General features: G+C 64.1%; 21 protein-coding genes and 1 pseudogene. 9 read left to right on the top strand and 13 right to left on the bottom strand.

What is annotated here, in order from left to right:
* The first annotated feature begins 277 nt into the window (after nucleotides 1-277).
* The 3 genes from MOK15_RS15100 (at nucleotide 278) to MOK15_RS15090 (ending at nucleotide 3,908) form a co-directional block, all read left to right on the top strand.
* Nucleotides 278-1,570 (top strand): class I SAM-dependent methyltransferase, encoded by a 1,293-nt coding sequence (locus MOK15_RS15100; RefSeq protein WP_242932360.1) that lies wholly within the window; start codon nucleotides 278-280, stop codon nucleotides 1,568-1,570.
* Nucleotides 1,571-1,608: 38 nt separating this feature from the next.
* Entirely contained in the window at nucleotides 1,609-2,043 is a 435-nt protein-coding gene (locus MOK15_RS15095) for an acetyltransferase (RefSeq protein WP_242932359.1), read from the top strand.
* A gap of 77 nt (nucleotides 2,044-2,120) precedes the next feature.
* Nucleotides 2,121-3,908 (top strand): ABC transporter transmembrane domain-containing protein, encoded by a 1,788-nt coding sequence (locus MOK15_RS15090; RefSeq protein ID WP_242932358.1) that lies wholly within the window; start codon nucleotides 2,121-2,123, stop codon nucleotides 3,906-3,908.
* A 24-nt stretch (nucleotides 3,909-3,932) separates the two neighbouring features.
* Here MOK15_RS15090 and MOK15_RS15085 read toward each other — a convergent pair.
* From MOK15_RS15085 to MOK15_RS15065, 5 genes and pseudogenes are all read right to left on the bottom strand, one after another.
* A pseudogene (locus MOK15_RS15085) lies at nucleotides 3,933-4,248 on the bottom strand (PilZ domain-containing protein).
* Nucleotides 4,249-4,426: 178 nt separating this feature from the next.
* Nucleotides 4,427-4,849 carry a biopolymer transporter ExbD gene (locus MOK15_RS15080; protein ID WP_242932357.1) on the bottom strand — a complete coding sequence of 141 codons (423 nt, stop codon included), beginning with the start codon at nucleotides 4,847-4,849 and terminating at the stop codon, nucleotides 4,427-4,429.
* A 24-nt stretch (nucleotides 4,850-4,873) separates the two neighbouring features.
* On the bottom strand, nucleotides 4,874-5,362 hold the full coding sequence (locus tag MOK15_RS15075; protein ID WP_242932356.1) for a biopolymer transporter ExbD: 489 nt from the start codon (nucleotides 5,360-5,362) through the stop codon (nucleotides 4,874-4,876).
* 127 nt (nucleotides 5,363-5,489) lie between these two features.
* Nucleotides 5,490-6,245 (bottom strand): MotA/TolQ/ExbB proton channel family protein, encoded by a 756-nt coding sequence (locus MOK15_RS15070; RefSeq protein ID WP_242932355.1) that lies wholly within the window; start codon nucleotides 6,243-6,245, stop codon nucleotides 5,490-5,492.
* A 72-nt stretch (nucleotides 6,246-6,317) separates the two neighbouring features.
* Nucleotides 6,318-6,977: an energy transducer TonB gene (locus MOK15_RS15065; RefSeq protein ID WP_242932354.1), complete on the bottom strand. Its 660-nt coding sequence runs from the start codon at nucleotides 6,975-6,977 to the stop codon at nucleotides 6,318-6,320.
* Between the two features lie 351 nt (nucleotides 6,978-7,328).
* Between MOK15_RS15065 and MOK15_RS15060 the strand changes: the two genes are divergently transcribed.
* Together MOK15_RS15060 and MOK15_RS15055 are read left to right on the top strand one after the other, a co-directional pair.
* Nucleotides 7,329-8,105 carry a hypothetical protein gene (locus MOK15_RS15060; RefSeq protein WP_242932353.1) on the top strand — a complete coding sequence of 259 codons (777 nt, stop codon included), beginning with the start codon at nucleotides 7,329-7,331 and terminating at the stop codon, nucleotides 8,103-8,105.
* Between the two features lie 79 nt (nucleotides 8,106-8,184).
* Entirely contained in the window at nucleotides 8,185-9,489 is a 1,305-nt protein-coding gene (locus MOK15_RS15055) for a homoserine dehydrogenase (RefSeq protein ID WP_242932352.1), read from the top strand.
* A 6-nt stretch (nucleotides 9,490-9,495) separates the two neighbouring features.
* Here the strand turns inward: MOK15_RS15055 and MOK15_RS15050 are convergent, their stop codons facing one another.
* Nucleotides 9,496-9,924, bottom strand: coding sequence for a hypothetical protein (locus MOK15_RS15050; RefSeq protein ID WP_242932351.1), 429 nt, complete (start codon nucleotides 9,922-9,924; stop codon nucleotides 9,496-9,498).
* A 114-nt stretch (nucleotides 9,925-10,038) separates the two neighbouring features.
* Here MOK15_RS15050 and glpX point away from each other — a divergent pair, with 114 nt between their 5' ends.
* Nucleotides 10,039-11,022: a class II fructose-bisphosphatase gene (glpX, locus tag MOK15_RS15045; RefSeq protein WP_242932779.1), complete on the top strand. Its 984-nt coding sequence runs from the start codon at nucleotides 10,039-10,041 to the stop codon at nucleotides 11,020-11,022.
* A 60-nt stretch (nucleotides 11,023-11,082) separates the two neighbouring features.
* On the opposite strand, the gene MOK15_RS15040 is transcribed toward glpX, so the two are convergent.
* The 6 genes from MOK15_RS15040 to phaC form a co-directional block, all read right to left on the bottom strand.
* A complete protein-coding gene (locus MOK15_RS15040) occupies nucleotides 11,083-11,460 on the bottom strand; it encodes a MerC domain-containing protein (RefSeq protein ID WP_242932350.1) in 378 nt (125 codons plus the stop codon).
* 72 nt (nucleotides 11,461-11,532) lie between these two features.
* Nucleotides 11,533-13,008, bottom strand: a complete 1,476-nt coding sequence (locus MOK15_RS15035) for a glycerol kinase (protein ID WP_242932349.1) — start codon at nucleotides 13,006-13,008, stop codon at nucleotides 11,533-11,535.
* Complete coding sequence (locus MOK15_RS15030; protein ID WP_242932348.1) at nucleotides 13,005-14,516, bottom strand: glycerol-3-phosphate dehydrogenase; 1,512 nt, start codon at nucleotides 14,514-14,516, stop codon at nucleotides 13,005-13,007. Before MOK15_RS15030 ends, MOK15_RS15035 begins: the two co-directional genes overlap by 4 nt.
* Nucleotides 14,517-14,635: 119 nt before the next feature.
* Nucleotides 14,636-15,013, bottom strand: coding sequence for an ATP-dependent Clp protease adapter ClpS (gene clpS / locus MOK15_RS15025; protein WP_242932347.1), 378 nt, complete (start codon nucleotides 15,011-15,013; stop codon nucleotides 14,636-14,638).
* A 146-nt stretch (nucleotides 15,014-15,159) separates the two neighbouring features.
* A complete protein-coding gene (locus MOK15_RS15020; protein WP_242932346.1) occupies nucleotides 15,160-16,056 on the bottom strand; it encodes a phasin family protein in 897 nt (298 codons plus the stop codon).
* A gap of 141 nt (nucleotides 16,057-16,197) precedes the next feature.
* The gene (gene phaC, locus MOK15_RS15015) at nucleotides 16,198-17,937 is read right to left on the bottom strand and encodes a class I poly(R)-hydroxyalkanoic acid synthase (protein WP_242932345.1); all 1,740 of its coding nucleotides are present in this window, start codon (nucleotides 17,935-17,937) and stop codon (nucleotides 16,198-16,200) included.
* 143 nt (nucleotides 17,938-18,080) lie between these two features.
* Between phaC and MOK15_RS15010 the strand changes: the two genes are divergently transcribed.
* From MOK15_RS15010 to MOK15_RS15000, 3 genes are all read left to right on the top strand, one after another.
* A complete protein-coding gene (locus tag MOK15_RS15010) occupies nucleotides 18,081-19,292 on the top strand; it encodes an LL-diaminopimelate aminotransferase (protein ID WP_242932344.1) in 1,212 nt (403 codons plus the stop codon).
* Nucleotides 19,293-19,431: 139 nt separating this feature from the next.
* Nucleotides 19,432-19,908 (top strand): DUF2721 domain-containing protein, encoded by a 477-nt coding sequence (locus MOK15_RS15005; protein ID WP_242932343.1) that lies wholly within the window; start codon nucleotides 19,432-19,434, stop codon nucleotides 19,906-19,908.
* A complete protein-coding gene (locus tag MOK15_RS15000; protein ID WP_242932342.1) occupies nucleotides 19,905-20,459 on the top strand; it encodes a (2Fe-2S)-binding protein in 555 nt (184 codons plus the stop codon). The genes MOK15_RS15005 and MOK15_RS15000 overlap by 4 nt, the downstream gene beginning before the upstream one ends.
* On the opposite strand, the gene MOK15_RS14995 is transcribed toward MOK15_RS15000, so the two are convergent.
* On the bottom strand, nucleotides 20,444-21,253 hold the full coding sequence (locus tag MOK15_RS14995; protein ID WP_242932341.1) for a class III extradiol ring-cleavage dioxygenase: 810 nt from the start codon (nucleotides 21,251-21,253) through the stop codon (nucleotides 20,444-20,446). The two genes, MOK15_RS15000 and MOK15_RS14995, sit on opposite strands and share 16 nt — an antisense overlap.
* Nucleotides 21,254-21,327: the final 74 nt, after the last annotated feature.

Raw genomic sequence — 21,327 nt, 5'->3', positions numbered from 1 at the left:
TCACACGTCACTTTGACGCACCGGGATCGCAGGGGGCACCCCTGCTCCACGGCGGATCGGGATGGCGCAGGCGCTCGTGCAGGACGCGCCGCCCATCCCGATCCTTTCACCGGCAATCGAGCGATCCCTTCCGCTCACCGCCGCCCGCGTGTAACGGTCGCGGAAATTATACGGGTTGTCGGCCTTCCCTGCGTCAGCAATTGACGAGATTTCCTCCGTCACAAGCCTGAACAAAATAGTCGGCATAGGCCCAGTTTTCAGAAGGAACCTGTTTTCCGTGACATCCCGCGAACTGACCGGCTTTCTTTCCCTGAGCGAAGCGCAGACCGGCGAGGACGATCTTCCCCGCCGCCTGTCCGACATGGCCTGGCGCATCGGCTTCGGCGCAATCGGCTGGCCCTGGCTGCTCGCCAGCCTGTCGGGCGGACGCAAGGCGGACAAGCGCGCGCTGCTGGACGAACTCGGCCTTGCCCATGACGCCCTTCCGCATCTGGGAAGCTGGAAAGCGGATGTCGGTTTCCTGCGCCATATCGTGCGCGAAATCACCCGGCTCCGCCCCGCCCATGTCGTGGAACTGGGCGCCGGCGCCTCCTCGCTCGTCGCGGCGCGGGCGCTGCAACTCCATGGCGGCGGACGGCTGCACAGCTTCGACCAGCATGGCGGCTTCGTCGACTCCACGCGCCAGTGGCTGGCGGACAATCACCTCGACGTCGATATCCGCCACGCACCACTGACTCAGGAGAGCGCCGACTGGCCCGGCCGCTGGTATGCGATCGACAGCCTGCCCGATCAGATCGACCTCATCATCATCGACGGCCCGCCATGGAGCGTGCATCCGCTGGTGCGCGGCGCCGCCGACAGCCTGTTCGCGCGCCTCTCCCCCAATGGCGTGGTGTTGCTGGACGATGCGGCCCGGCCCGGCGAGCGGCTGGTGGCACGCCGCTGGCGGCAGCGCTGGCCGCATATCGATTTTCGCCTGGTGAAGGATGGGACCAAGGGCACATTGATCGGCCGCCGCCGCGACGTGACGCTGCCGGTCGCCAACGACAATGAGGCCGGCCGCACCTGGCGCCATCTGAGCCGCGCAGCCGGCATCGCCGCCCTGATCGCGACCGGCTGGATTGCGCGGGACGAATTGGGTGAACTGACGCAACCCGCGCAGGCGAGCAGCTTCCTGGACGAGGCGGCGGCATCGCGCCGGGCCGGGCTGCTGCGACAGGCCATGGCATCCCAGGTCAAGAGCGCGACCCTCAACCCGCAGGAGATAGAGCGGTCCACCGGCATCATTCTGCCCACCCTGCCGGCCGACTGGCGCGTCACCGATGTCCAGCTCTTCCCCACGCCGGACAGCTCGGCCATCGCCATGAGCCTGGAAACCGCGCACGGCGAACATCTCTCCTTCTTCGCCGATCGCGCCGAAACGCCCGCGGAAGGCAAGCCGCTGCTGGCCGAACGGGCAGGCGATGTGAGCGCCTATTGGGAAGCGGGGGACATGGCCTATGCGCTGACGGGACAGGCCACCCCGCGCCGCATCAAGGAACTGGCGGACACGATCGCGCCGGACGCCTGACCCTTGCGAACCGTCCCGCGCCTGCTACGGGATAGCGCATGGACATCAGGCTATCCCATGCGAGCGACGGACCGCGCGTCCTGGAGATCTGGCGCGATGCGGTCGATGTGACGCACGACTTCCTCCTTCCCGAAGATCGTGCTGCGATCGAACGGGAAGTGGTCGCATTTCTGCCCGCCGCTCCGCTCTGGCTCGCCGTGGATGCGCAGGATCATGCGGTTGGCTTCATGCTGCTCGACGGCTCCCATATGGAGGCATTGTTCATCGATCCGGCCTGGAGAGGGCGGGGCGTCGGGCGTGCGCTGGTGGATCATGCCCTGTCGCTGCATCCGGTCCTGTCGACCGATGTGAATGAACAAAATGGCCAGGCGGTCGGCTTCTACGATCGTCTCGGCTTCATCCGCATCGGACGATCCGAACGCGACGGCCAGGATCGTCCCTATCCGTTGATCCATCTGCGATCGGCGCGGTGAAACCCGCCAGCGCGCTACATGGCACATTGGCGCATCAGGTAATTCCCCAGCCCGGCAAAATGCTCTAAGCGCCGCGCATGGAGGATGTCGCACCCACTTCGCCGCCTGTGTCCAGGCGCCCCGCCCTCGGCAGCCTGGCGATGCTTTGGCGCTTCACCCGCTGCTATCCTGCGCGGATCGCAGGGGCGCTGACGGCGCTGATCGTCTCCTCCGCCGCGACGCTGGCCATTCCCAACGGCTTCCGCCTGGTCATCGACAAGGGCTTCATGGGCGGCGGCGACATCAGCCGCTGGTTCGAATATCTGCTGATGATCGTCGTGGTGCTCGCCCTGGCGAGCGCGCTGCGCTTCTACTTCGTCTCATGGCTGGGCGAGCGTGTCGTCGCCGATATCCGCAGCGCCACCCAGGCCAATCTGCTGCGCCAGGCGCCACGCTTCTTTGAAGAGAATCGCCCCTCCGAAATCGCGTCGCGCATGACCGCCGACACCGCGATCGTCGAGCAGGTGGTAGGTTCGACCGTATCGGTCGCGCTGCGCAACCTGGTCACTGCCATTGGCGGCCTTGTCTATCTCTTCACGCTGGCGCCCAAGCTGGCGGGCCTGCTGCTGCTGGGTATTCCCGTCATCCTCCTCATCCTCCTCGGCCTCGCCCGGCGGGTGCGCTTATTGTCCCGCGCCAGCCAGGACCGGCTCGCCGATATCGGCAGCCTCACCACCGAGGTGCTGGGCGCAATGAAAATCGTCCAGGCCTTCGGGCAGGAAGCGCGTGAGGCGGCGCGTTTCGATGCAACGGTGGAGAAGGGCTTCGCCACGGCGCGGCGGCGCATCCTGTTGCGGACCGCCATGACCGCCCTGGCCTTCGCCCTGGTGTTCGGGTCGATCACCGGGGTGATGTGGCTGGGCGCGATCGACGTGGCCGCAGGCCGTCTGTCGGGCGGCAGCATCGCTGCCTTCGTTCTGACCGGGGGGTTGGTCGCCGGCGCCTTCGGCTCGCTGTCGGAAAGCTGGGGCGACCTGCTGCGCGGCGCGGGGGCGGCAAGCCGGCTGGACGAGTTGATGCGCGCGGAACCGGACATCCTTCCGCCCACCCGGTCGACCGCCCTTCCCTCCGCTCCGCAAGGCGCGAGGCTGAGCTTCGACGCGGTTCATTTCCATTATCCCACCCGCCCGGATCAGGCAGCGCTCAACGGCATCACACTCGACATCGCTCCTGGGGAGACGGTCGCGGTGGTCGGTCCGTCGGGCGCAGGCAAGTCGACATTGATCCAGCTTGCCCTGCGTTTCTACGATCCCGACAGCGGCGTGATCCGGCTGAACGGCGTACATCTGACGGATACCGATCCCGCCATGGTGCGCGCCATGGTGGCGATGGTGCCGCAGGACAGCGTCATCTTCGCAGCCTCAGCGCGCGACAATCTGCGCTATGGCCGCTGGGACGCAAGCGACGCCGACATATGGGACGCGGCCAGGGCCGCCAACGCCGAAGCCTTTCTGCGCACCCTGCCGCAGGGGCTGGATACATTTCTGGGCGAAGGCGGCGCACGTCTGTCGGGCGGACAGCGCCAGCGGCTTTCGATCGCCCGCGCCCTGCTGCGCGATGCGCCGATCCTGTTGCTGGATGAAGCAACCTCCGCACTCGATGCAGAATCGGAACGACTGGTGCAGGATGCACTGGGGCACCTGATGCAGGGTCGCACGACAATCGTCATTGCCCACCGGCTAGCGACGGTTCGCGCGGCGGATCGCATCGTCGTACTGGATGAGGGACGGATCGTGGAACAGGGCGATCATGGCGCGCTGGTCGCGGCCGGCGGCCTCTATGCCCGCCTGGCGAGCCTGCAATTCCAGGACACTCCCGTCGCCTGACGGCGGCTTGGCGAAGCGCAAGGTTCAGCCCGCCGCGAGTTGGCTCAGTCGGATGACATGATCGAGAATGGCGGGGTGCAGTGGCCGCTCGAAGGTGCAGCCCCCCTCATGCGCGCGCGTCCACTGCACTCGCGCACGGCGCCCTTCAAAGCCCCCATAATTCACTGCCTACGGTCAGTTTCATGAAGCTTTGGAGCCGGAAACCGCTGATCGACAGGTCGGTAATGCGGCTGGTGAACCAGGTTTCACCCGGACGCCGGACCTTGACGCCGATCTGCATATGATGCCGCTCGGCGATGCGCTGTTTGCGATCCTGGTCGAGATGCGGTCCTGCGCCCATGATTCCATGATCGGATGCCAAGGTAAGGAAAAAGTTAAACGACCATCTGCATCGGGCAAAAAATAAGGGGCCGCCGAGGCGACCCCTACAGATTGAGGCAGATATATAAATTTCCGTTTCCTGTCGCCCCGCGAAGAAGGGGAAGTCCTGTTGACGCGGACCGGCCGGGATTCAGACCTTAAAAACTGCCATATTGTTCATTGCCGACGAAACCCAGCTTGGTCACGCCCGCACGCTTGATCTCCGCCAATACCTCGTCAACAACGACATAGCGGGTCGCAGCGCTCGGCTGGAACTGCAGTTCCGGTTCGACCGGCAGCCGCAGCGACTGCTGCAGATACTGACGCAGGGTCAGCAGGTCGATCGGCGATCCGTTCCAGGTGATGACGCCACCGGTATCGATCGCGACCTTGTTCTTGACCGGATCGATCACGCTGTCCGTAGGCGGCGCGTTCTGCGGCAGGTCGATCTTCACCGCGTGGGTCTGGATCGGGATGGTGATGATGAACATGATGAGGAGAACGAGCATGACGTCGATCAACGGCGTCGTGTTCATTTCCATCATCGGCTCGCCATCATCGGAGCCCATGCTCATGGCCATAGCGAAATCTCCTTAATCAACCGGTCAGAGGCGGGTCGTCGTCGTGCCGGGTTCCGGCTCGGAGATGAAGCCCACCTTCGGGAAACCGGCGCGCTGCATCGTGTAGATGGTGCCGCCGATGCACCGATAGGGAACGTTGATGTCGCCACGGATATGCACTTCGGGCAGATCCTCAGGCGTCATATTTTCAACGCCGCCAGCCTTCTTGATGTCCGCTTCAAGCTTCGCGACCGCGCGGTTAAGCAGTTCGCTCGAATTAACCGGAGCCATGCCCCAGAAAACCGCGCAACCGCCATCCTTGCCGGTTGTGACCGAAAGGGACACATTTTCCGGCTTCGTCGTGGTCGGCTCGAACGCCACCTTGGGAAGCTGCAGATCGACCGTCTGGACGACGACCGGGACTGCGATGAGAAAGATGATGAGCAACACCAGCATGACGTCGACGAGCGGCGTCGTGTTGATGTCGGACAACGGCTTGTCGTCACCGCCGCCGGGGCCAACACTCATTGCCATTGATACTATCCTAACATTGGTGTCGATGGCGCCTCGTCAGCCATTTGGCTGATTGAAGGCCATGGTCGGCGGGGAACCGGGCGGTCACAGCCGCCACCCGGTTCCCACACCGGCGTCTTGAGACCGATCAGGCCTTGGTCGGTGTGGCGGCCGGCTTGGCGGCCGAAGCAACCGGAGCGGCAGCAACGGTCGGCTTCACGGCGCCATCCGAAACCAGATAGGCCAGCAGATCGACGGTGAAGCCGTTGAGCTGTTCGGCGATCGACTTGTTGCGGCGCTGCAGGAAGTTGTAGGCGAGCACCGCAGGAACGGCCACGGCCAGACCCAGAGCCGTCATGATCAGCGCTTCACCGACCGGGCCGGCGACGGCGTCGATCGAAGCCTGACCGGCAGCGCCGATCTTGATGAGCGCGCGGTAGATGCCGATAACCGTACCGAACAGACCGATGAACGGCGAGGTCGAACCCACGGTCGCGAGGAAGGCGAGGCCGCCATTCAGGCTGGAGTTGATCGCAGCTTCCGAACGAGCCAGCGAGCCGTGCAGCCAGTCATGCGCTTCGACCGGATCCTTCAGCTTGCTATGCTCGTCCTGGGCCTTGATGCCGTCGTCGACGATCTGCTTATAGGCCGAGTTCTTGTCCAGCTTGGCGGCGGCTTCCTTCAGCGAAGCGGCGCGCCAGAAGGTTGCACGAACCTTCTTGCCCTGATTGATAACCTTCTGCTGTTCGATCAGCTTGGTGAACAGAATGTAGAAGGTGCCGACCGACATGGCGCACAGGATGAGGAAGACGGTCCAGGCGATGGTGCCGCCCTGTTGCAGGGCCTCCATCAGACCATAGGGGTTTTCGGGCTTCGGAGCCGCGGCTGCGAGATACATCAACATGTTCAAGACTTCCCTCTCAATGAGATCAAGCGTGGGACAGGCGGCGCTCGGCGCACGCCGTCCCGATTTCGATTATTCCGGCAAACGCCAAGTGATACGCCCGTTGTACGTGTCGGGCATATCCTGACCATCGGAACCCTTGGCCGGCTTGAAACGCGCGCGGCGCGGCAGCAGGCGGCAGGTCGCCTCGTCGAGGTCGGCATGGCCGGTCGAAGAGGTGATGGTGCAGTTGGTCACGCGGCCGTCCGCTCCGATTTCCAAGCGGAAACCAGCCGTGCCTGAGCGTTCTTCACGCTGCGCGCGGCTCGGATAATCCGCATCGCTCACCCAACTGCCAGGAGCACCGCGCGGTGTAGCGCGCGTCGCTGCCTGAGGCGGGGGAGGCGGAGCCGGCGGTGGCGGCGGGGCGGCGACCGGAACCGGGTTGAACACCGGCGGGGGCGTCCGAACCGTCTGGATCGGCGGCGCCGGAGCCGGGGTCTGAACGATCGGCGGAGGAGCGACGACCGGTGGCGGCTCGATCGGCTGATCGGGCGGCGGTGGCGGTGGCTCCTCGTCCGGTGGTGGCGGTTCCTCTTTTACGTCGATCACGTTCAGCTGTTCCGCCGCCTTTTTGACATATTTCATGCCAAGACCGGTGACGAAGGCATAGCCGAGAACAGCGTGAATCAGGGCGACGATGACGATCGATATCGTGCGACTCGATCCTTGCGAGTGGTCAGCATAGGCCATTCGGCAACGACACTCCTTAACTCATCTTACCAGTGGTTTATACAAATCAGCCAAAAACGACCACAGCTGTCCGGGAGCTATCCCGGCCACCTTTGGCCCCTGTCCGTCCAATTGCTACCGAGCGAACTCCTATCGCGGCGCATCGTGGCACGCAAACGCTTTATCGATATCCTCATTTGCGTGTACCAATTCCTATCAGAAAAACTTGCCTGTGATATCCTTGCCACGGGCCAAAACCATAGGACGAAGTTCATCATGAAATCCGCCACCCTCTTTCGCAGGCTGGTCGCCACATGCCTCATTTTCGCCGTATATCCTTCGGTTTTCCCTGCCTTAGCGCAGAACGGTCCGATGGTAACGTCATCATCAACGGGGCGTCCGGACCTGTTCTATGCCGACATTGTAGACCTGGCGGACAATGCACCGTTAGTGGCCAATGTGCGTATTCGCAACATCGTCAAACTCAAGCCCGATCAGGCCGGAGCGACGCTTCCAGGGCATGAAAGGCTCTATATCGAGGCGGATGTTACGGGTTTGATTCGCGGCGACGCGGGAATCAGTCCCGTCATTACCTATCTTTACGACGCACCGCTTGACGCGCGCGGCAAGCTGCCGAAGCTCAAAAAGGCGCAGATCATCCTCTTCGCCCGGCCCGGAGGACGTCCGGGCGAAGTTCAGCTCGTCGCCCCCGATGCACAGGTCCCGGCCACGCCCGGCCGGGTGGAGCAGGTGAAGCAGATTCTTTCCGCACTCGTCGCGCCCGGCGCGCCGCCCCGGATTCTCGGCCTGGGCGATGCTTTCCATGTCGCGGGCACGATCGCCGGGGAAGGCGAAACCCAGATATTCCTGCGTACGGAGAGTGGAGATCCAGTCTCGCTCTCCATCCTGCGGCGTCCGGGCCAGGCACCCCGCTGGGCGGTCGCCCTGGGTGAAATCGTGGATGAAGCCGCCCGACCGCCCGAACCGGGCAGCCTGCTCTGGTATCGTCTCGCTTGCGCCCTGCCCCCCGCTCTGTCGCCGCAAGCGGTGCGCACCCTGTCCGTACCGGATGCCGAAGCGGCACGCGCGGACTATAAACTGGTGATCGACGCTTTGGGGCCGTGTGGCCGCACCCGCTCCACACGCTGATTCGCGCTTTTCCTTTGGACAGGCGCGCGGAGGCGGCTATCAGCCCGGCTTTCGAAAGTCGGAAGGGATGATAGCCGCCATGACCAATCTGCACCGCCATGCCCCGCTGCGCGTCGCGCTCGTCGGTCTCGGTACGGTGGGCGGCGGTGTCATTCGTCTGCTGAAGACAAATGGCGACCTGATTGCGCGCCGCGCCGGCTGCCCGATCCAGATTGTCGCCATTTCCGCGCGCGACCGGAACAAGGATCGTGGCGTCGACCTTTCTCCCTATGAATGGGTGGACGACATGACGACGCTGGCCACGCGCGACGATGTCGACGTGGTGGTGGAACTGATCGGCGGGGCGGACGGCCCCGCCCTCACTCTCGCCCGTCAATGCCTGACCCTGGGCAAGCCCTTCGTCACCGCGAACAAGGCGATGCTGGCGCATCATGGCCTCGACCTCGCGCGGCTGGCGGAAAAGGGCGGCATCGCGCTTAAATATGAAGCCGCGGTCGCGGGCGGCATCCCGGTCATCAAGGGGATGCGCGAAGGCGCCGCCGCGAATGAAATCAGCCGTGTCTACGGCATCCTCAACGGCACCTGCAATTACATCCTGACCACCATGGAGAAGGAAGGCCGGGGCTTTGACGAGGTGCTCAAGGAAGCGCAGGAGCTGGGCTATGCGGAGGCCGATCCCAGCTTCGACATCGACGGCATAGACGCCGCGCACAAGCTGACCATCCTCGCCAGCCTGGCCTTCGGCACCGAACTGGATTTCGACGCGGTCGCGACCACCGGCATCCGCCATGTCATCGCCGCCGACATCGCCGAAGCGGGCGCACTGGGCTTCCGCATCCGCCTGGTCGGCATGGCGCAGAACGGTCCGGATGGCCTGTTCCAGCGCGTCCACCCGATGCTGGTGCCGCTCGACCATCCGCTCGCCCATGTCGACGGGTCGCTCAACGCCGTGGTGGCGGAGGGCAATTTCGTCGGTCGCCTCTTCTTCCAGGGACGCGGCGCGGGGGACGGCCCGACCGCATCGGCAGTGGTCGCCGACCTGATCGACGTGGCGCGCGACGAATATGGCGACGCATTCGCCATGCCGGTCGCCGCGCTCAGCCCCCAGAAGACCGCTGACGCCGGCGCCCGCACCGGTCGCGTCTATCTGCGCTTCAAGGTCAAGGACCAGCCCGGCGTGCTGGCCGAGATTGCCGCGGCCACCCGCGACGCCGGCGTATCGATCGAAAGCATGATCCAGCGCGGCGCGCATCAGGAAGACGGCGTTCTGGTCGCGATCGTCACCCATGCCAGCGAGGAGCGCAACGTGCGCGACACGCTCGAACGGCTGGCGGGTTCGGACAGCCTGCTCGACACGCCGATGGTGATGCATATTCTCGATTGAGAATTTTCAATATTGCCTGGCGCCGGTGGCGCGTTCTGGCAACGCCGGCGGTGGCGAAAGATCGGCATCGGGATCGATGATCGCGGTCGCCGCCTTCACCAATATCCCCACGGCCTGGAGCACGGGCAAGCCGCCGGTGCAGCCTGCCCCCTGTCCGCCCGACACGCCGCAAGCGCCCTGCCGGACAGGCGCGGCGGAGGCGCGCGGTGCGTCTCCCTTCACGATGCCGCTGCTCTCCGCCTCACGCGGCAAGGGCAGTCGCTCCTTCGCATTGCGCTCTCCCCTATTGCCGCACACGACGATGCCACCCCCGCTGCGGTCGCACGGCTTCACCACCTGCGTCTTGGCACGGTAGGCAGCCATCAATTCATCCTCGTCAGCCGCCCAGACGATACCCGGCAGCAACAGGGGGAATAGGACAGGAAAGCCCGACATTCTCATCGGTTGGACACCAGATCATTCAATCATGGCCGCATCATGACCAGCGCTCGACAAGGGCTGGTGGACCGCTTATCGCCCTTGGCCAAAGCGAAAAGGAAGAGGAAGAAGATAGTGCAGGGAAGCTCGATTCTCGACCGTGTCCTGGTGCTGGAAATGGTCCGCGTCACCGAAGCCGCCGCGATCGCCGCGTCGAAGCTGGTCGGCCGCGGCGACGAGAAGGCTGCCGATGCCGCCGCCGTCGAAGCCATGCGCCTCGCCTTCAACGATCTCTATATGGACGGAACCGTCGTCATCGGCGAAGGCGAGCGCGACGAAGCCCCGATGCTCTATATCGGTGAGAAAGTCGGCAATGCGATCGGCACCGGGCCGAAGATCGACATTGCGCTCGATCCGCTGGAAGGCACGACGATCACCGCCAAGGCGGGGCCGAATGCGCTTGCTGTCCTTGCCATCTCCGAAGAAGGCGGCCTGCTCAACGCGCCCGACGTCTATATGGAAAAGCTGGCGGTCGGTCCCGGCTACCCCGAAGACGTCATCGACCTGAACCGATCGGTGAAGCAGAATGTCGAGGCGGTCGCCGCCGCCAAGGGCGTCGATCCCCATGAGATCATCGTCTGTGTGCTGGACCGCCCCCGTCATGAAAGGCTGATCGCGGACCTGCGCGCCATCGGCTGCGGCATCATGCTGATCCCGGATGGCGACGTGGCGGGCGTCATCGCAACCACCAATCCAGAAACCACGATCGACATCTATATGGGGTCGGGTGGCGCGCCGGAGGGCGTGCTGGCCTGCGCAGCGCTGCGCTGCGTTGGCGGCCAGTTCAAGGGGCGCCTGCTCTTCCGCAACGAGGATGAGAAGGCGCGTGCCCGCAAATGGGGCATCACCGATCTGGACCGGATCTACGACCTCAAGGAACTGGCCAAGGGCGATTGCATCTTCGCCGCGACCGGGGTGACGGACGGATCGTTGCTCGCGGGGGTCAAGCGCCTGCCTGGCGGGAAACTCACGACCGAAAGCGTGGTGATGCGCGCCAGCACCGGCACGGTGCGCTGGGTGAAGGGCGAACACAGGATCGACCACAAGGGCAATTGAGCCGGGTGCAACCGGCAGAACGGAAAAGGGAGCCGGAGACGGCTCCCTTTTTTGCGTCGATTATCGGCCAGCCCGGTGATTGAGGTCGTGGCCCAGCGCCAATATACCGACGCCGATCAGCGTATAGAGGCTTTCCTGCGGGCCATGATCCATCGTGAGAGCGCCCGTCATCACGCCCAGCCCCAATGATCCGATGGCTGCGGGCATCATGAAGCGATGGACGATCGCACCATGGCCCAGGGCCACCGCGCCTAACAGGATGGCCAGCCCCAAACCCACTTCATGGAAGACCGGGCTTGCGAAAATGCCGCCTGCCGAAGCCAATAGCCCAAGCACCACGGCAGTGACGAAGCAATGCGCCACGCACAAACCCGACAGGGCAATCGCGATACGGTCGATTCGCCCAGTGGAAAAGGCGTGATGAAGGCTCTGCGGCATGATCGCCGCTACATAAGGCAATCGGCCGTAAGTTACAATATAACATCCGGATAATTGTCGCCAATGCCCCCGTCAGCCTGCCGGAAGCACCTGGGCGAGAACCGATTGCCAGCCCGCGAGCCGCCGCTCCCGTGCAGCATCGGGCAGAATGGGTTCAAACCGCGTCCGCCCCGATTCGCCAATAGCGGCAGATGCCAGCGTCGGGAAAAATCCCGCCCCTACGGCCGCAAGCATCGCCACGCCTCTGGCCGTCGTCTCGACATCGGCGGGCCGTTCCACCGTAAGGCGCAACATGTCCGCCATGTCTTGCGCAATCCAGTCATTGGCGCTCATGCCGCCATCGATCCGCAGCATGTGCCAGGGCGCGCCATCGGCCGCGAAGGTGGAGGCAAGGTCGTGCACCTGATGCGCGATCGATTCGAGCGCGGCGCGGACGATATGCGCCCGGCCCGTGCCGTGCGTAAGCCCGTGGATGCTTCCCGTGACCGCTGGCTGCCAATAGGGCGCGCCCAGGCCCGACAAAGCGGGCAGCATGACGACGCCTCCATTGTCCGGAACCGACCGGGCGATCGCCTCGGTATCGGCCGCCGTAGCGATCAGCCCCAGCCTGTCGCGCAGCCACTGGATCAGGCTGCCGGCTACGAAGATCGATCCTTCCAGCGCATAGTGGCGAACGCCCGCGATCTGGCACAGCACCGTCCCCAGCAACCGGTGCGAGGAAACGGGCCGCCTCGCGCCGGTCGGCGCCAGGATGAAGGCGCCCGTGCCCAGCGTCGCCTTGACCGTGCCGGGGGTGAGACATGCCTGCCCGATGGTCGCGGCCTGCTGGTCTCCGGCCAGGCCGTGGATGGGGATCGCAGCGCCCAGCAGATCGGGCAATGTCGTTCCGAAGTCACCGGCGTTATCGACAATCTCCGGCAGCGTCGCGCGCGGCACGCCGAACAGCGCGCACAGATCCGCGTCCCAGCCCTTTTCGTCCAGCGTCATCAACTGGGTTCGGCTGGCATTGCTGGCGTCGGTGATATGGAGGCCGCCGGTCAGCTTCCACACCAGCCAGCTTTCGATGGTGCCCAGCGCCAGCGCATCGCCCGCCGCCGTCACTTCCGGCACATGGTCAATCAGCCAGCGCATCTTGGTCGCTGAAAAATAGGGGTCGGTCACAAGCCCGGTACGCGCCTGGATCAACGCCTCATGGCCGTCGCTGCGCAAGGTTTCGCATTGGTCGGCCGTGCGCCGGTCCTGCCAGACGATGGCGCGCGCCAATGGCTCGCCGGTGCGCCGGTCCCACGCGACAACCGTTTCGCGCTGGTTGGTGATGCCGATCGCCGCGATCCGGTCCGCGCCGCCAGCCTGCAAGACTATCTCCCGCGCGCAGGCCAGCGTGCGATCCCATATCTCCGCCGCGTCATGTTCGACCCAGCCGGGTCGGGGATAATATTGGGTCAACTCCCGCTGCGCCGTCGCGACCCGCCGGCCGTCAACCGTGTAGAGCATGGCGCGGGTGGACGTGGTGCCTTCATCCAGCACCAGGATCATGCGCTCGCTCATCCCCTCTCCTTCAGCCACGTATCGAGCGCGGCGACCTGCGCCGCATTCAGCCGCAGGCCCAATTTGGTCCGGCGCCAGATTATATCCTCTTTCGCCCGCGCCCATTCGCGCTCGACCAGATAGGCGACTTCCGCCTCGCTCAGGCCAGCGCCGAAATGGACACCCAGATCATCCCGGCTACGCGCCCCGCCCAACCAGACGCGCGCCAGCGTACCATAGGCCCGACCGATGCGATCAGCATCGGCAGCGTCAAGGAAGGGATAGTCGCGCGCCAGCCCCGCGATCAGATCGGCAAGACCGGTCATTGGAAAATCCCCGCCAGGCAATGGCGCCTTCGCCGTCCAGTCGCCGCCGCGCAGCGCCGGCAGATGCGGCTGGAGCAGTGCCACCGCCTCCGCTGCGAGATGACGATAGGTGGTGATCTTGCCGCCCAGCACATGGAGCAGGGGCGCATCTCCCTCCCCACCCGCCTCCAGTTCCAGTCGATAGCCGCGCGTCGCCGCTTCCGGCCTTGCCGATCCGTCGTCGATCAGGGGACGGACGCCGGCATAGGACCAGACCACGTCGTCAGGCGTGATCGGGCGCGCGAAATAGCGATTCGCTCCCTCGCAGAGATAGGCGACCTCCTCGGCGCTCGCCTCGACATGCTCCAGTCCGCCGGCATGATCGCGGTCGGTCGTGCCGATCAGGGTGAAGTCGCGCTCATAGGGGATGGCGAAGAAGATCCGGCCATCGGGCAATTGGAAGAAATAGGCGAAGCCATGATCGAACAGGCGCGGCACGACGATATGCGATCCACGCACCAGCCGCATGTGCCGTTCCCCATGCCCATGGGCCAGTTGTTTCAGCGCCAGCACAGAGGGTCCGGTCGCATTGACAAGCGCCCGCGCCTGAAAATGACGCATGGTTCCGTCCGCCGCGCGCGTCTCAATCGTCCAGAGTCCAGCCTCGTGCGCCAATCCCGTCACCTCGGTACGGCTATGCACGTCCGCGCCCCGATCGGCGGCATCACGCGCGTTGAGCACGACCAGCCGCGCATCGTCGACCCAACCGTCCGAATAGCAATAGGCGGGGCCAAAGCCGGGCTTGAGCGGTGCGCCAGATTCATGACGGCGCAGATCGATCGCCTTGGTCGCAGGCAAGGCGCGGCGGCCGCCGATATGATCGTAGAGGAAAAGCCCGAGCCGCAGCATCCAGCGCGGTCGCAGCCCCCTGGTCCAGGGCAGGACGAAGCCCATCGGATGAATGATATGCGGCGCGATCCGCCACAGCCGTTCGCGTTCGGACAGAGCCTCGCGCACCAGCGCAAACTCGCCATGCTCCAGATAGCGCAGACCGCCATGGATCAACTTGGTCGATGCCGATGATGTGCCCTGCGCCAGGTCGCCCCGCTCTAGCAGCAGCACCCTGGCGCCCCGGCCGGCCGCGTCGCGGGCAATGCCGCAACCATTCACGCCGCCGCCGATGACGGCCAGATCATGAATGGCGGCTGGGCGTTCTTCGCTCACCCGTAACCCTGTAGGCCGCAGCGGCCGTCATGGAAAGCATCGAGGGGAAGTCCCCCTTCATATGCGGAGGGATCGCATAAGGCCGCTATTGCCGGCGCGAGATCACCGGTCTGCCGACATCACGCCTTTTCAAGCGTGCATTGCAACGGATGCTGGTTCTGCCGGGCGAAATCCATCACCTGGTTCACCTTGGTCTCTGCGACCTCATAGCTGAAAATGCCGCAGACGCCGACTCCGCGTTGATGGACATGCAGCATGACGCGGGTCGCCTCCTCCATGTCCATGCGGAAGAAGCTCTGCAGGACATGCACGACGAATTCCATCGGCGTATAGTCGTCGTTCAGCATCAACACCTTGTAGAGTGACGGCTTTTTGGTGCGCGTGCGGGTACGGGTCGCGATCCCGACATTGGGGCCATCCGGCCCCTCGCCCTGATCGTCCTGATCCCGGCCCGCCATATTCACGGACCACGCCGATGCGGTGGTGACACTGTTCATGATGGAAAAGAATATGGCGATTCGTCCGTCCATGGCAAGGGGGCGACACAGCCGATCGCCACGCACGCAGCCTCTTTGCAAAGCAAAGGGCGCCTCTTCCCGATGGAAAAGACGCCCTTCACGCTATGACTGGACGATGCCGCCGATCAGGCTGCGAGCGTCTTCACCTTGTCAGTGACCAGGGTCACGCGCGCGGTCAGCGGCTGGGCGACGTCGCCAGCCAGCTTGATCAGCGCTTCGCTGTTCTTGGCAGCTTCCTTGGTGAACTCGTCGAAGCTGCTCGACAGCAGCTGGCTCTGCAACTGGAAGAATTCGGTCGGCGTCTTGACCGACGAAAAGCTCTTGAACGAGGCGGTCGCCTTCTCGAAGCTCTTGCGGCTGTAATCGGCAGCTTCCTGACCCAGCGTCTCGATGCCCTTGGCTGCGATCTTGCCGGATTCGACCAGCGCTTCGACATTGCCCTTGGCAATGTCGTTCAGCTCTTCGATCGCCTTGGTCGACTTCTCAACACCGGCCTTCGCCTTTTCGTTGAAATCGGCATAGGCGGTTTCGAACTTGGCCTTGGTTTCCTCGGCAAATTTCTTTCCGGTCTCGATAACGTCGTTCATGATCTTCGTTCCTTCTATGGCGGGCAGCGGCTGGATCGCTATGGCTTCGGCCTTAGTCAGGCTCTCTGTGGTTTTTGGTTCGGTCTCGACAGGTTCGACAACCGGCTCGGGCGCGGCCTGCGGGTTGGCGTCAATTGGCTTCACACTTGCGGCTTGCGGATTAGCATCGATCGGCTTCACGCTCGCGGCCTGCGGGTTAGCATCGATCGGCTTCACGCTCGCGGCTTGCGGGTTAGCATCGATCGGCTTCACACGCGCAGCTTGCGGGTTGGCGTCAATCGGTTTCACACGCGCAGGCTTCGGAGCGGGTTTCTTTTTCGCTGGCTCGCTTCCGATAGCCGCTTCAGCCGCCTTGAGCGCCTCGCTCGCCGACAATGTCGTCGAACCGGCCTTGCTGCGCGCGGTCTTCCTCGGGGTCTTCGGGGTTTCGGCCATCACCATCCTCCGTTTGTTGCACTGCACAATATAGTTTTCACCCACCGATTGCAAGGCTTATTGTGCAGTGCAACAAAAGTGCCATCTACACGCCACCGCCAGCGGATCGCGGTCCGTCATAAAGACGCGAAAATGAAGAGTTTAACGCGCCTTGACATAGTGGCCCGGCGCATCTTCGATCGCCTTGAGTTTGCCTTTCCCCGGCACGCGCGCGCCCTTCGCCGGAACGGTGCGCGAATCGAGTCCTGCGATCCAGGCCTGCCAATCGGGCCACCAACTGCCCTTGGTTTCTTTCGCTTCTGCCAGGAAGGCATCGAGGGTCGGCTGCGCTTCGTCACAGACCCAATATTGATATTTCATTGCCGCCGGCGGGTTGATGACCCCGGCGATATGGCCCGATCCGGCCAGCAGGAAGCGGGTCGGCCCTGACAGATTCCGGGTCAATTTCCAAACGCTCTCCAGCGGCGCGATATGATCTTCCCTGCCCGCCTGGACATAGGCGGGCGTCTTGACCTTCGTCAGGTCGATCGGCGTGCCGGCGACACTGATCGCGCCAGGCACGACCAGCAGATTGTCACGATAGAGCTGGGTCAGATAATCCCTGTGCCAGCGCGCCGGCAGGTTGGTGGTGTCGCCATTCCAATAGAGCAGGTCGAAGGGCGGGTAATCCATGCCCAGCAGATAGTTGTTGACGACATAGTTCCAGATCAGATCGCGCCCGCGCAGCAGGTTGAAGGTGGCCGCCATATAGCGCCCGTCGAGGAAGCCGGCCGATGAAATCTGCTCCATCATCTTCATCTGTTCATCGTCTACGAACAGGGTCAGGTCGCCCGCTTGGCTGAAATCGACCTGCGCCGTGAGGAAGGTTGCGCTCGCCACCTTCTCCGCTTCGCCTCGTGCGGCGAGCAAGGCCAGCGTCGCGGCCAATGTGGTGCCCGCCACGCAATAGCCGATCGTGTGGACGCTCTCCACCTTCAGCAGGTCACGCACCGTGTCGATCGCGTCGATCTGGCCTTTCAGGATATAATCATCCCAGACCATGTCCTTCATCGATGCGTCGGCCGATTTCCAGGACACCAGGAAGACACTGATCCCCTGGTCCACCGCCCATTTGACGAAGCTCTTCTCGGGCGAGAGGTCGAGAATGTAGAAACGGTTGATCCAGGGCGGGAAGATGATGAGCGGCGTTTGCAGCACCGTCCCGGTCGAGGGCGCATAATGGATAAGCTGATAGAGCGGGGTTTCGTGGATCACCTTGCCCGGCGTCGCGGCGATATTCCGCCCCAGCTCGAACCGGGTGCCATCGGTATGGGTGAGTTGGCCCTTCTCCAGATCGGCCAGCATATGCTTGAGGCCCTGGACGAGATTCTCGCCGCCGCTCTCGATCGTCTTCTGCACCACCTGCGGATTGGTGAAGGGGAAATTGCTGGGCGAGATCGCGTCGAGCAGGCCTGTCGTCGCGAAACGCAGCTTGGCCTTCTGCTTGGGGTCCACGCCGTCAATCGCATCGGCCATCTTCATGAGGTAATCGGAAACCAGCAGATAGCTTTGCCGGATCAGGTCGTAAAAGGGATGGTCGGTCCAGGCCGGATCGGCAAAGCGCCGGTCCTTGCGCGCTGCGGGGCTGTTTACCGGCGCGGGTTCGGGCTGATCGCGCAACAACCCGCCCGAATCGAGGAAACGCTGCCACAGCGCCAGCCCTTCATCGGCAAAGCCGGTCTGGATGCGTGAGACGATCGCCGGGTCGAAGGGCAGCGCCTGGCCAACCGCGCCCGCCGCCTGCTCCAGCATCAATTGCTGCGCCCGGCCGATCATCTGCGTCCATTGCTGCATTTCCTCCAGGCTGGGCAGATGGGGTTCCATGATGTCGATCCTTTCCATGGCCACCTTCCTCCTCCTGGCATCCTCGGTTCGCGCGGCTTTCGCTGGCGCGTCACCGTTTGGCCAGTTATAGCCAGATTGTGACACGCAAACGGCGTGTCTCGCACTATTCCCTACAGAGAGCTTTCAGGAAAGCCCCTATAATGTCCGAAGAATTCTACCGCATGAAGCGCCTGCCGCCCTATGTCATCGCCGAAGTGAACGCGATGCGAGCCGCAGCCCGTGCGGCGGGAGAGGATATTATCGACCTGGGCATGGGCAATCCCGACCTGCCGCCGCCCGACCATGTGATCGAAAAGCTGATCGAGGTAGCCAGGAAGCCGAGCGCCCACGGCTATTCCCAGTCGCGCGGCATTCCCGGCCTGCGCCGGGCGCAAGCCAATTATTACGCCCGCCGCTTCGGCGTCGAAGTCGATCCGGAGACGGAAGTGGTCGTCACCATGGGGTCGAAGGAAGGCCTCGCCAGCCTGGCCACAGCGATCACCGAGCCAGGCGACGTCGTGCTGGCCCCCAATCCCAGCTACCCGATCCATACGTTCGGCTTCATCCTCGCCGGTGCGACCATCCGCTCCGTCCCGACCACGCCGGACGAACAATATTTCCGGTCGCTCGATCGCGCCATGGCCTTCACCGTGCCGCGCCCGTCCATCCTGGTCGTCAACTATCCGTCCAACCCGACGGCCGAGACGGTCGACCTTGCCTTTTACGAGCGGCTGGTCGCCTGGGCGAAGGAGAATAAGGTCTGGGTGCTGAGCGACCTGGCCTATTCCGAGCTTTATTATGACGGCAACCCGACGCCCTCGATCCTCCAGGTGCCGGGCGCCAAGGATGTGGCAATCGAGTTCACCTCGCTCAGCAAGACCTACTCCATGGCCGGCTGGCGCATGGGCTTTGCGGTCGGCAACAAAAAGCTGATCGCGGCGATGACGCGGGTGAAATCCTATCTCGACTATGGCGCCTTCACCCCGATCCAGGCGGCGGCCTGCGCGGCGTTGAACGGCCCGCAGGACATCGTCGAAAAGAACCGCGAACTTTATCACAAACGCCGCGACGTGCTGGTGGAAAGCTTTGGCCGCGCCGGATGGGACATTCCCGCAGCGCGCGCATCGATGTTCTGCTGGGCGCCGCTGCCCCCCGCGCTCAAGGACATGGGCAGCCTGGAATTTTCCAAGCAGCTCCTGACCCATGCCAAGGTCGCGGTCGCGCCGGGCGTGGGCTATGGCGAGGATGGCGAAGGCTTCGTCCGCATCGCCATGGTCGAAAATGAGCAGCGATTGCGGCAGGCGGCCCGGAACGTGAAGAAATATCTCCAGTCGATGGGCATCAACACGCCGTCCTCCAAGGGCGCTGCCTGATCCGGATGGTGGCGCTCCCGCCTTGCGAGAGCGCCACGCCGGAAAAAGTGGCGCTTTGCCACGCATTTATACCCAATCGCACCCCTTGCCCCTTGTTCCGCGATAAAGGATAGCTGCATCCGATGAGAGGTGCCGCTTGATGATCCCCCTGCCCCAGGTCAGCCAGGTCGCACAGACGATCCAGTTGGCGCTCGCCCCGGTCTTCCTGCTGGCGGGCATCGGCGCGTTCCTGAATGTCTGCGTCAGCCGCCTGGCCCGCATCATCGACCGCGCGCGCGCGGTGGAGGCGCAGATCCTCACCACCCGCGGCAAGGAGCATGACCGGTTGGTGGGCGAGATCCGCGTGCTCGACCGGCGAATGAGCGTGGTGAACAGCGCGATCTTCCTGTCGGTCGCTTCCGCCTGCGCCGTCTGCCTGGTCGTCATCCTGCTGTTCGCCGGCAATCTCTTCGGCGCGCATCTCGGCACGCCGGTCGCGGTCCTCTTCAGCCTGGCGATGATATTGCAGGCGGCGGGCTTCGCCACCTTCATCCAGGAAATCCGGCTCGCCTCGCGGATCATCCATATCCGCAACGAGGTTCTCTATCATAAGGTGGAGGAGGATGAGGCAGCATGACCCGCTTCACCGTCAACGACCGGCCGGTCCAGTATCGGATGGACCCGGATACGCCTTTGCTCTGGGCGCTGCGCGATGCGTCCAACCTGACCGGGACCAAATATGGCTGCGGCACCGGTGATTGCGGCGCCTGCACGGTCGATATTGACGGGGAAGCGGTGCGCTCCTGCCAGGTGACGATCGGCAAGACCGAAGGCCGGTTCGTCACCACCATAGAAGCACTGTCGCCCGATCGCGGTCATCCGCTGCAACAGGCGTTCGCGGCAGATAATGTCTCCCAATGCGGCTATTGCATTCCCGGCATCATCATGGCCTCCTCCGTTCTGCTACGCCGGACCAATGATCCCTCCGATGAAGAGATCGACGCCGCGATCACCAACATCTGCCGCTGCGGCATCTATCCCCGGCTGCGTGGCGCGATCAAGCGCGCGGGCCGGATCATGCGCGGCGAGGAACAGGTGGCCGCCGCGCCGCCGCCGGGCATCACGCCCGAAGAGGCGGCGAAGACCGTCCCGGCGCTCGGTCGCCCCGGTCCTCAGCCGAAACGATAGCCCGACACCGTCCAGCCCATCACGCTGCTGCGATGGGTACATGTCGCCCCGCCATCACCGCCCGCGCCCAGCGCCACCATCAGCGGCAACAGATGCTCCTCGCGCGGATGGGCGAAGCGAGCGTGCGGCAGTTCGTCCCAGGCGGCCACGCGCGCCGCACGGCTTTGCGGGTCCGGATCGGTGACGGCGGCGGTCAGCGCATAATCCCAGGCGGTCGATGGCGCGATCGTCTGCGGCCCGCGCACGCGCAGATTGTGGAAGCTCATGCCCGATCCGACGATCAGCACGCCTTCATCGCGCAGCGGCGCCAGGGCGCGACCGGCAGCGATATGGGCGGCGGGATTGAGGTCATGGCGCAGGGACAATTGCGCCAGCGGGATATCCGCATCGAGCAGCGCGACCTTCATCGGCACGAAAACGCCATGGTCCCAGCCGCGTGCGCCTTCCTCCGCCGTGGCGAAGCCCGCGCCGCGCAGCAGACCGGCCGCACGCCGCGCCAGATCGGGCGCGCCCGGCGCGTCCCAGCGCAGCATATAAGTGTGCGGCGGAAAGCCGTGATAGTCGAACAGCAGCGATGGCCGGACACCGACATGGACAGTAAAGTCCGCTTCTTCCCAATGACCGGAAACCATCAGGATCGCCTTGGGCCGTTCGGGCAGGCCGTCGATCAGATCGGCCAGATAGTCCTGCATCGGCTGCCAGATCGGGTCGCTGTGCGGCCGGTCCGGATCGGTCGGGTCCATGAAGAAGCAGGGTCCACCGCCATGGGGGATGAAGAAGGTCGGTTGTTTCATGACGGCAACATCGGAACCGACCCCGGCTCCAGCAACGAACAATGCGGAAACTGTCCGTTTCGCTGTCGCTATTC

It is taken from the genome of Sphingobium sp. BYY-5, assembly GCF_022758885.1.
Taxonomy (GTDB): Bacteria; Pseudomonadota; Alphaproteobacteria; order Sphingomonadales; family Sphingomonadaceae; genus Sphingobium.
Note: the sequence above shows the minus strand (reverse complement) of the source record. Positions and strands in the feature narration are given on the sequence as shown.

Bases quoted from the DNA above. Each gene is read 5' to 3' on its own strand.
- phaC (WP_242932345.1), bottom strand. From the start codon at position 17,937: ATGGAAAGGATCGACATCATGGAACCCCATCTGCCCAGCCTGGAGGAA.
- MOK15_RS15010 (WP_242932344.1), top strand. From the start codon at position 18,081: ATGTCCGAAGAATTCTACCGCATGAAGCGCCTGCCGCCCTATGTCATC.
- clpS (WP_242932347.1), bottom strand. From the start codon at position 15,013: ATGAACAGTGTCACCACCGCATCGGCGTGGTCCGTGAATATGGCGGGC.
- MOK15_RS15065 (WP_242932354.1), bottom strand. From the start codon at position 6,977: ATGGCCTATGCTGACCACTCGCAAGGATCGAGTCGCACGATATCGATC.
- MOK15_RS15090 (WP_242932358.1), top strand. From the start codon at position 2,121: ATGGAGGATGTCGCACCCACTTCGCCGCCTGTGTCCAGGCGCCCCGCC.
- MOK15_RS15095 (WP_242932359.1), top strand. From the start codon at position 1,609: ATGGACATCAGGCTATCCCATGCGAGCGACGGACCGCGCGTCCTGGAG.
- MOK15_RS15080 (WP_242932357.1), bottom strand. From the start codon at position 4,849: ATGGCCATGAGCATGGGCTCCGATGATGGCGAGCCGATGATGGAAATG.
- MOK15_RS15050 (WP_242932351.1), bottom strand. From the start codon at position 9,924: ATGTCGGGCTTTCCTGTCCTATTCCCCCTGTTGCTGCCGGGTATCGTC.
- MOK15_RS14995 (WP_242932341.1), bottom strand. From the start codon at position 21,253: ATGAAACAACCGACCTTCTTCATCCCCCATGGCGGTGGACCCTGCTTC.
- MOK15_RS15055 (WP_242932352.1), top strand. From the start codon at position 8,185: ATGACCAATCTGCACCGCCATGCCCCGCTGCGCGTCGCGCTCGTCGGT.
- MOK15_RS15040 (WP_242932350.1), bottom strand. From the start codon at position 11,460: ATGCCGCAGAGCCTTCATCACGCCTTTTCCACTGGGCGAATCGACCGT.
- MOK15_RS15005 (WP_242932343.1), top strand. From the start codon at position 19,432: ATGATCCCCCTGCCCCAGGTCAGCCAGGTCGCACAGACGATCCAGTTG.
- MOK15_RS15075 (WP_242932356.1), bottom strand. From the start codon at position 5,362: ATGGCAATGAGTGTTGGCCCCGGCGGCGGTGACGACAAGCCGTTGTCC.
- MOK15_RS15000 (WP_242932342.1), top strand. From the start codon at position 19,905: ATGACCCGCTTCACCGTCAACGACCGGCCGGTCCAGTATCGGATGGAC.
- MOK15_RS15035 (WP_242932349.1), bottom strand. From the start codon at position 13,008: ATGAGCGAGCGCATGATCCTGGTGCTGGATGAAGGCACCACGTCCACC.
- MOK15_RS15020 (WP_242932346.1), bottom strand. From the start codon at position 16,056: ATGGCCGAAACCCCGAAGACCCCGAGGAAGACCGCGCGCAGCAAGGCC.
- MOK15_RS15070 (WP_242932355.1), bottom strand. From the start codon at position 6,245: ATGTTGATGTATCTCGCAGCCGCGGCTCCGAAGCCCGAAAACCCCTAT.
- MOK15_RS15060 (WP_242932353.1), top strand. From the start codon at position 7,329: ATGGTAACGTCATCATCAACGGGGCGTCCGGACCTGTTCTATGCCGAC.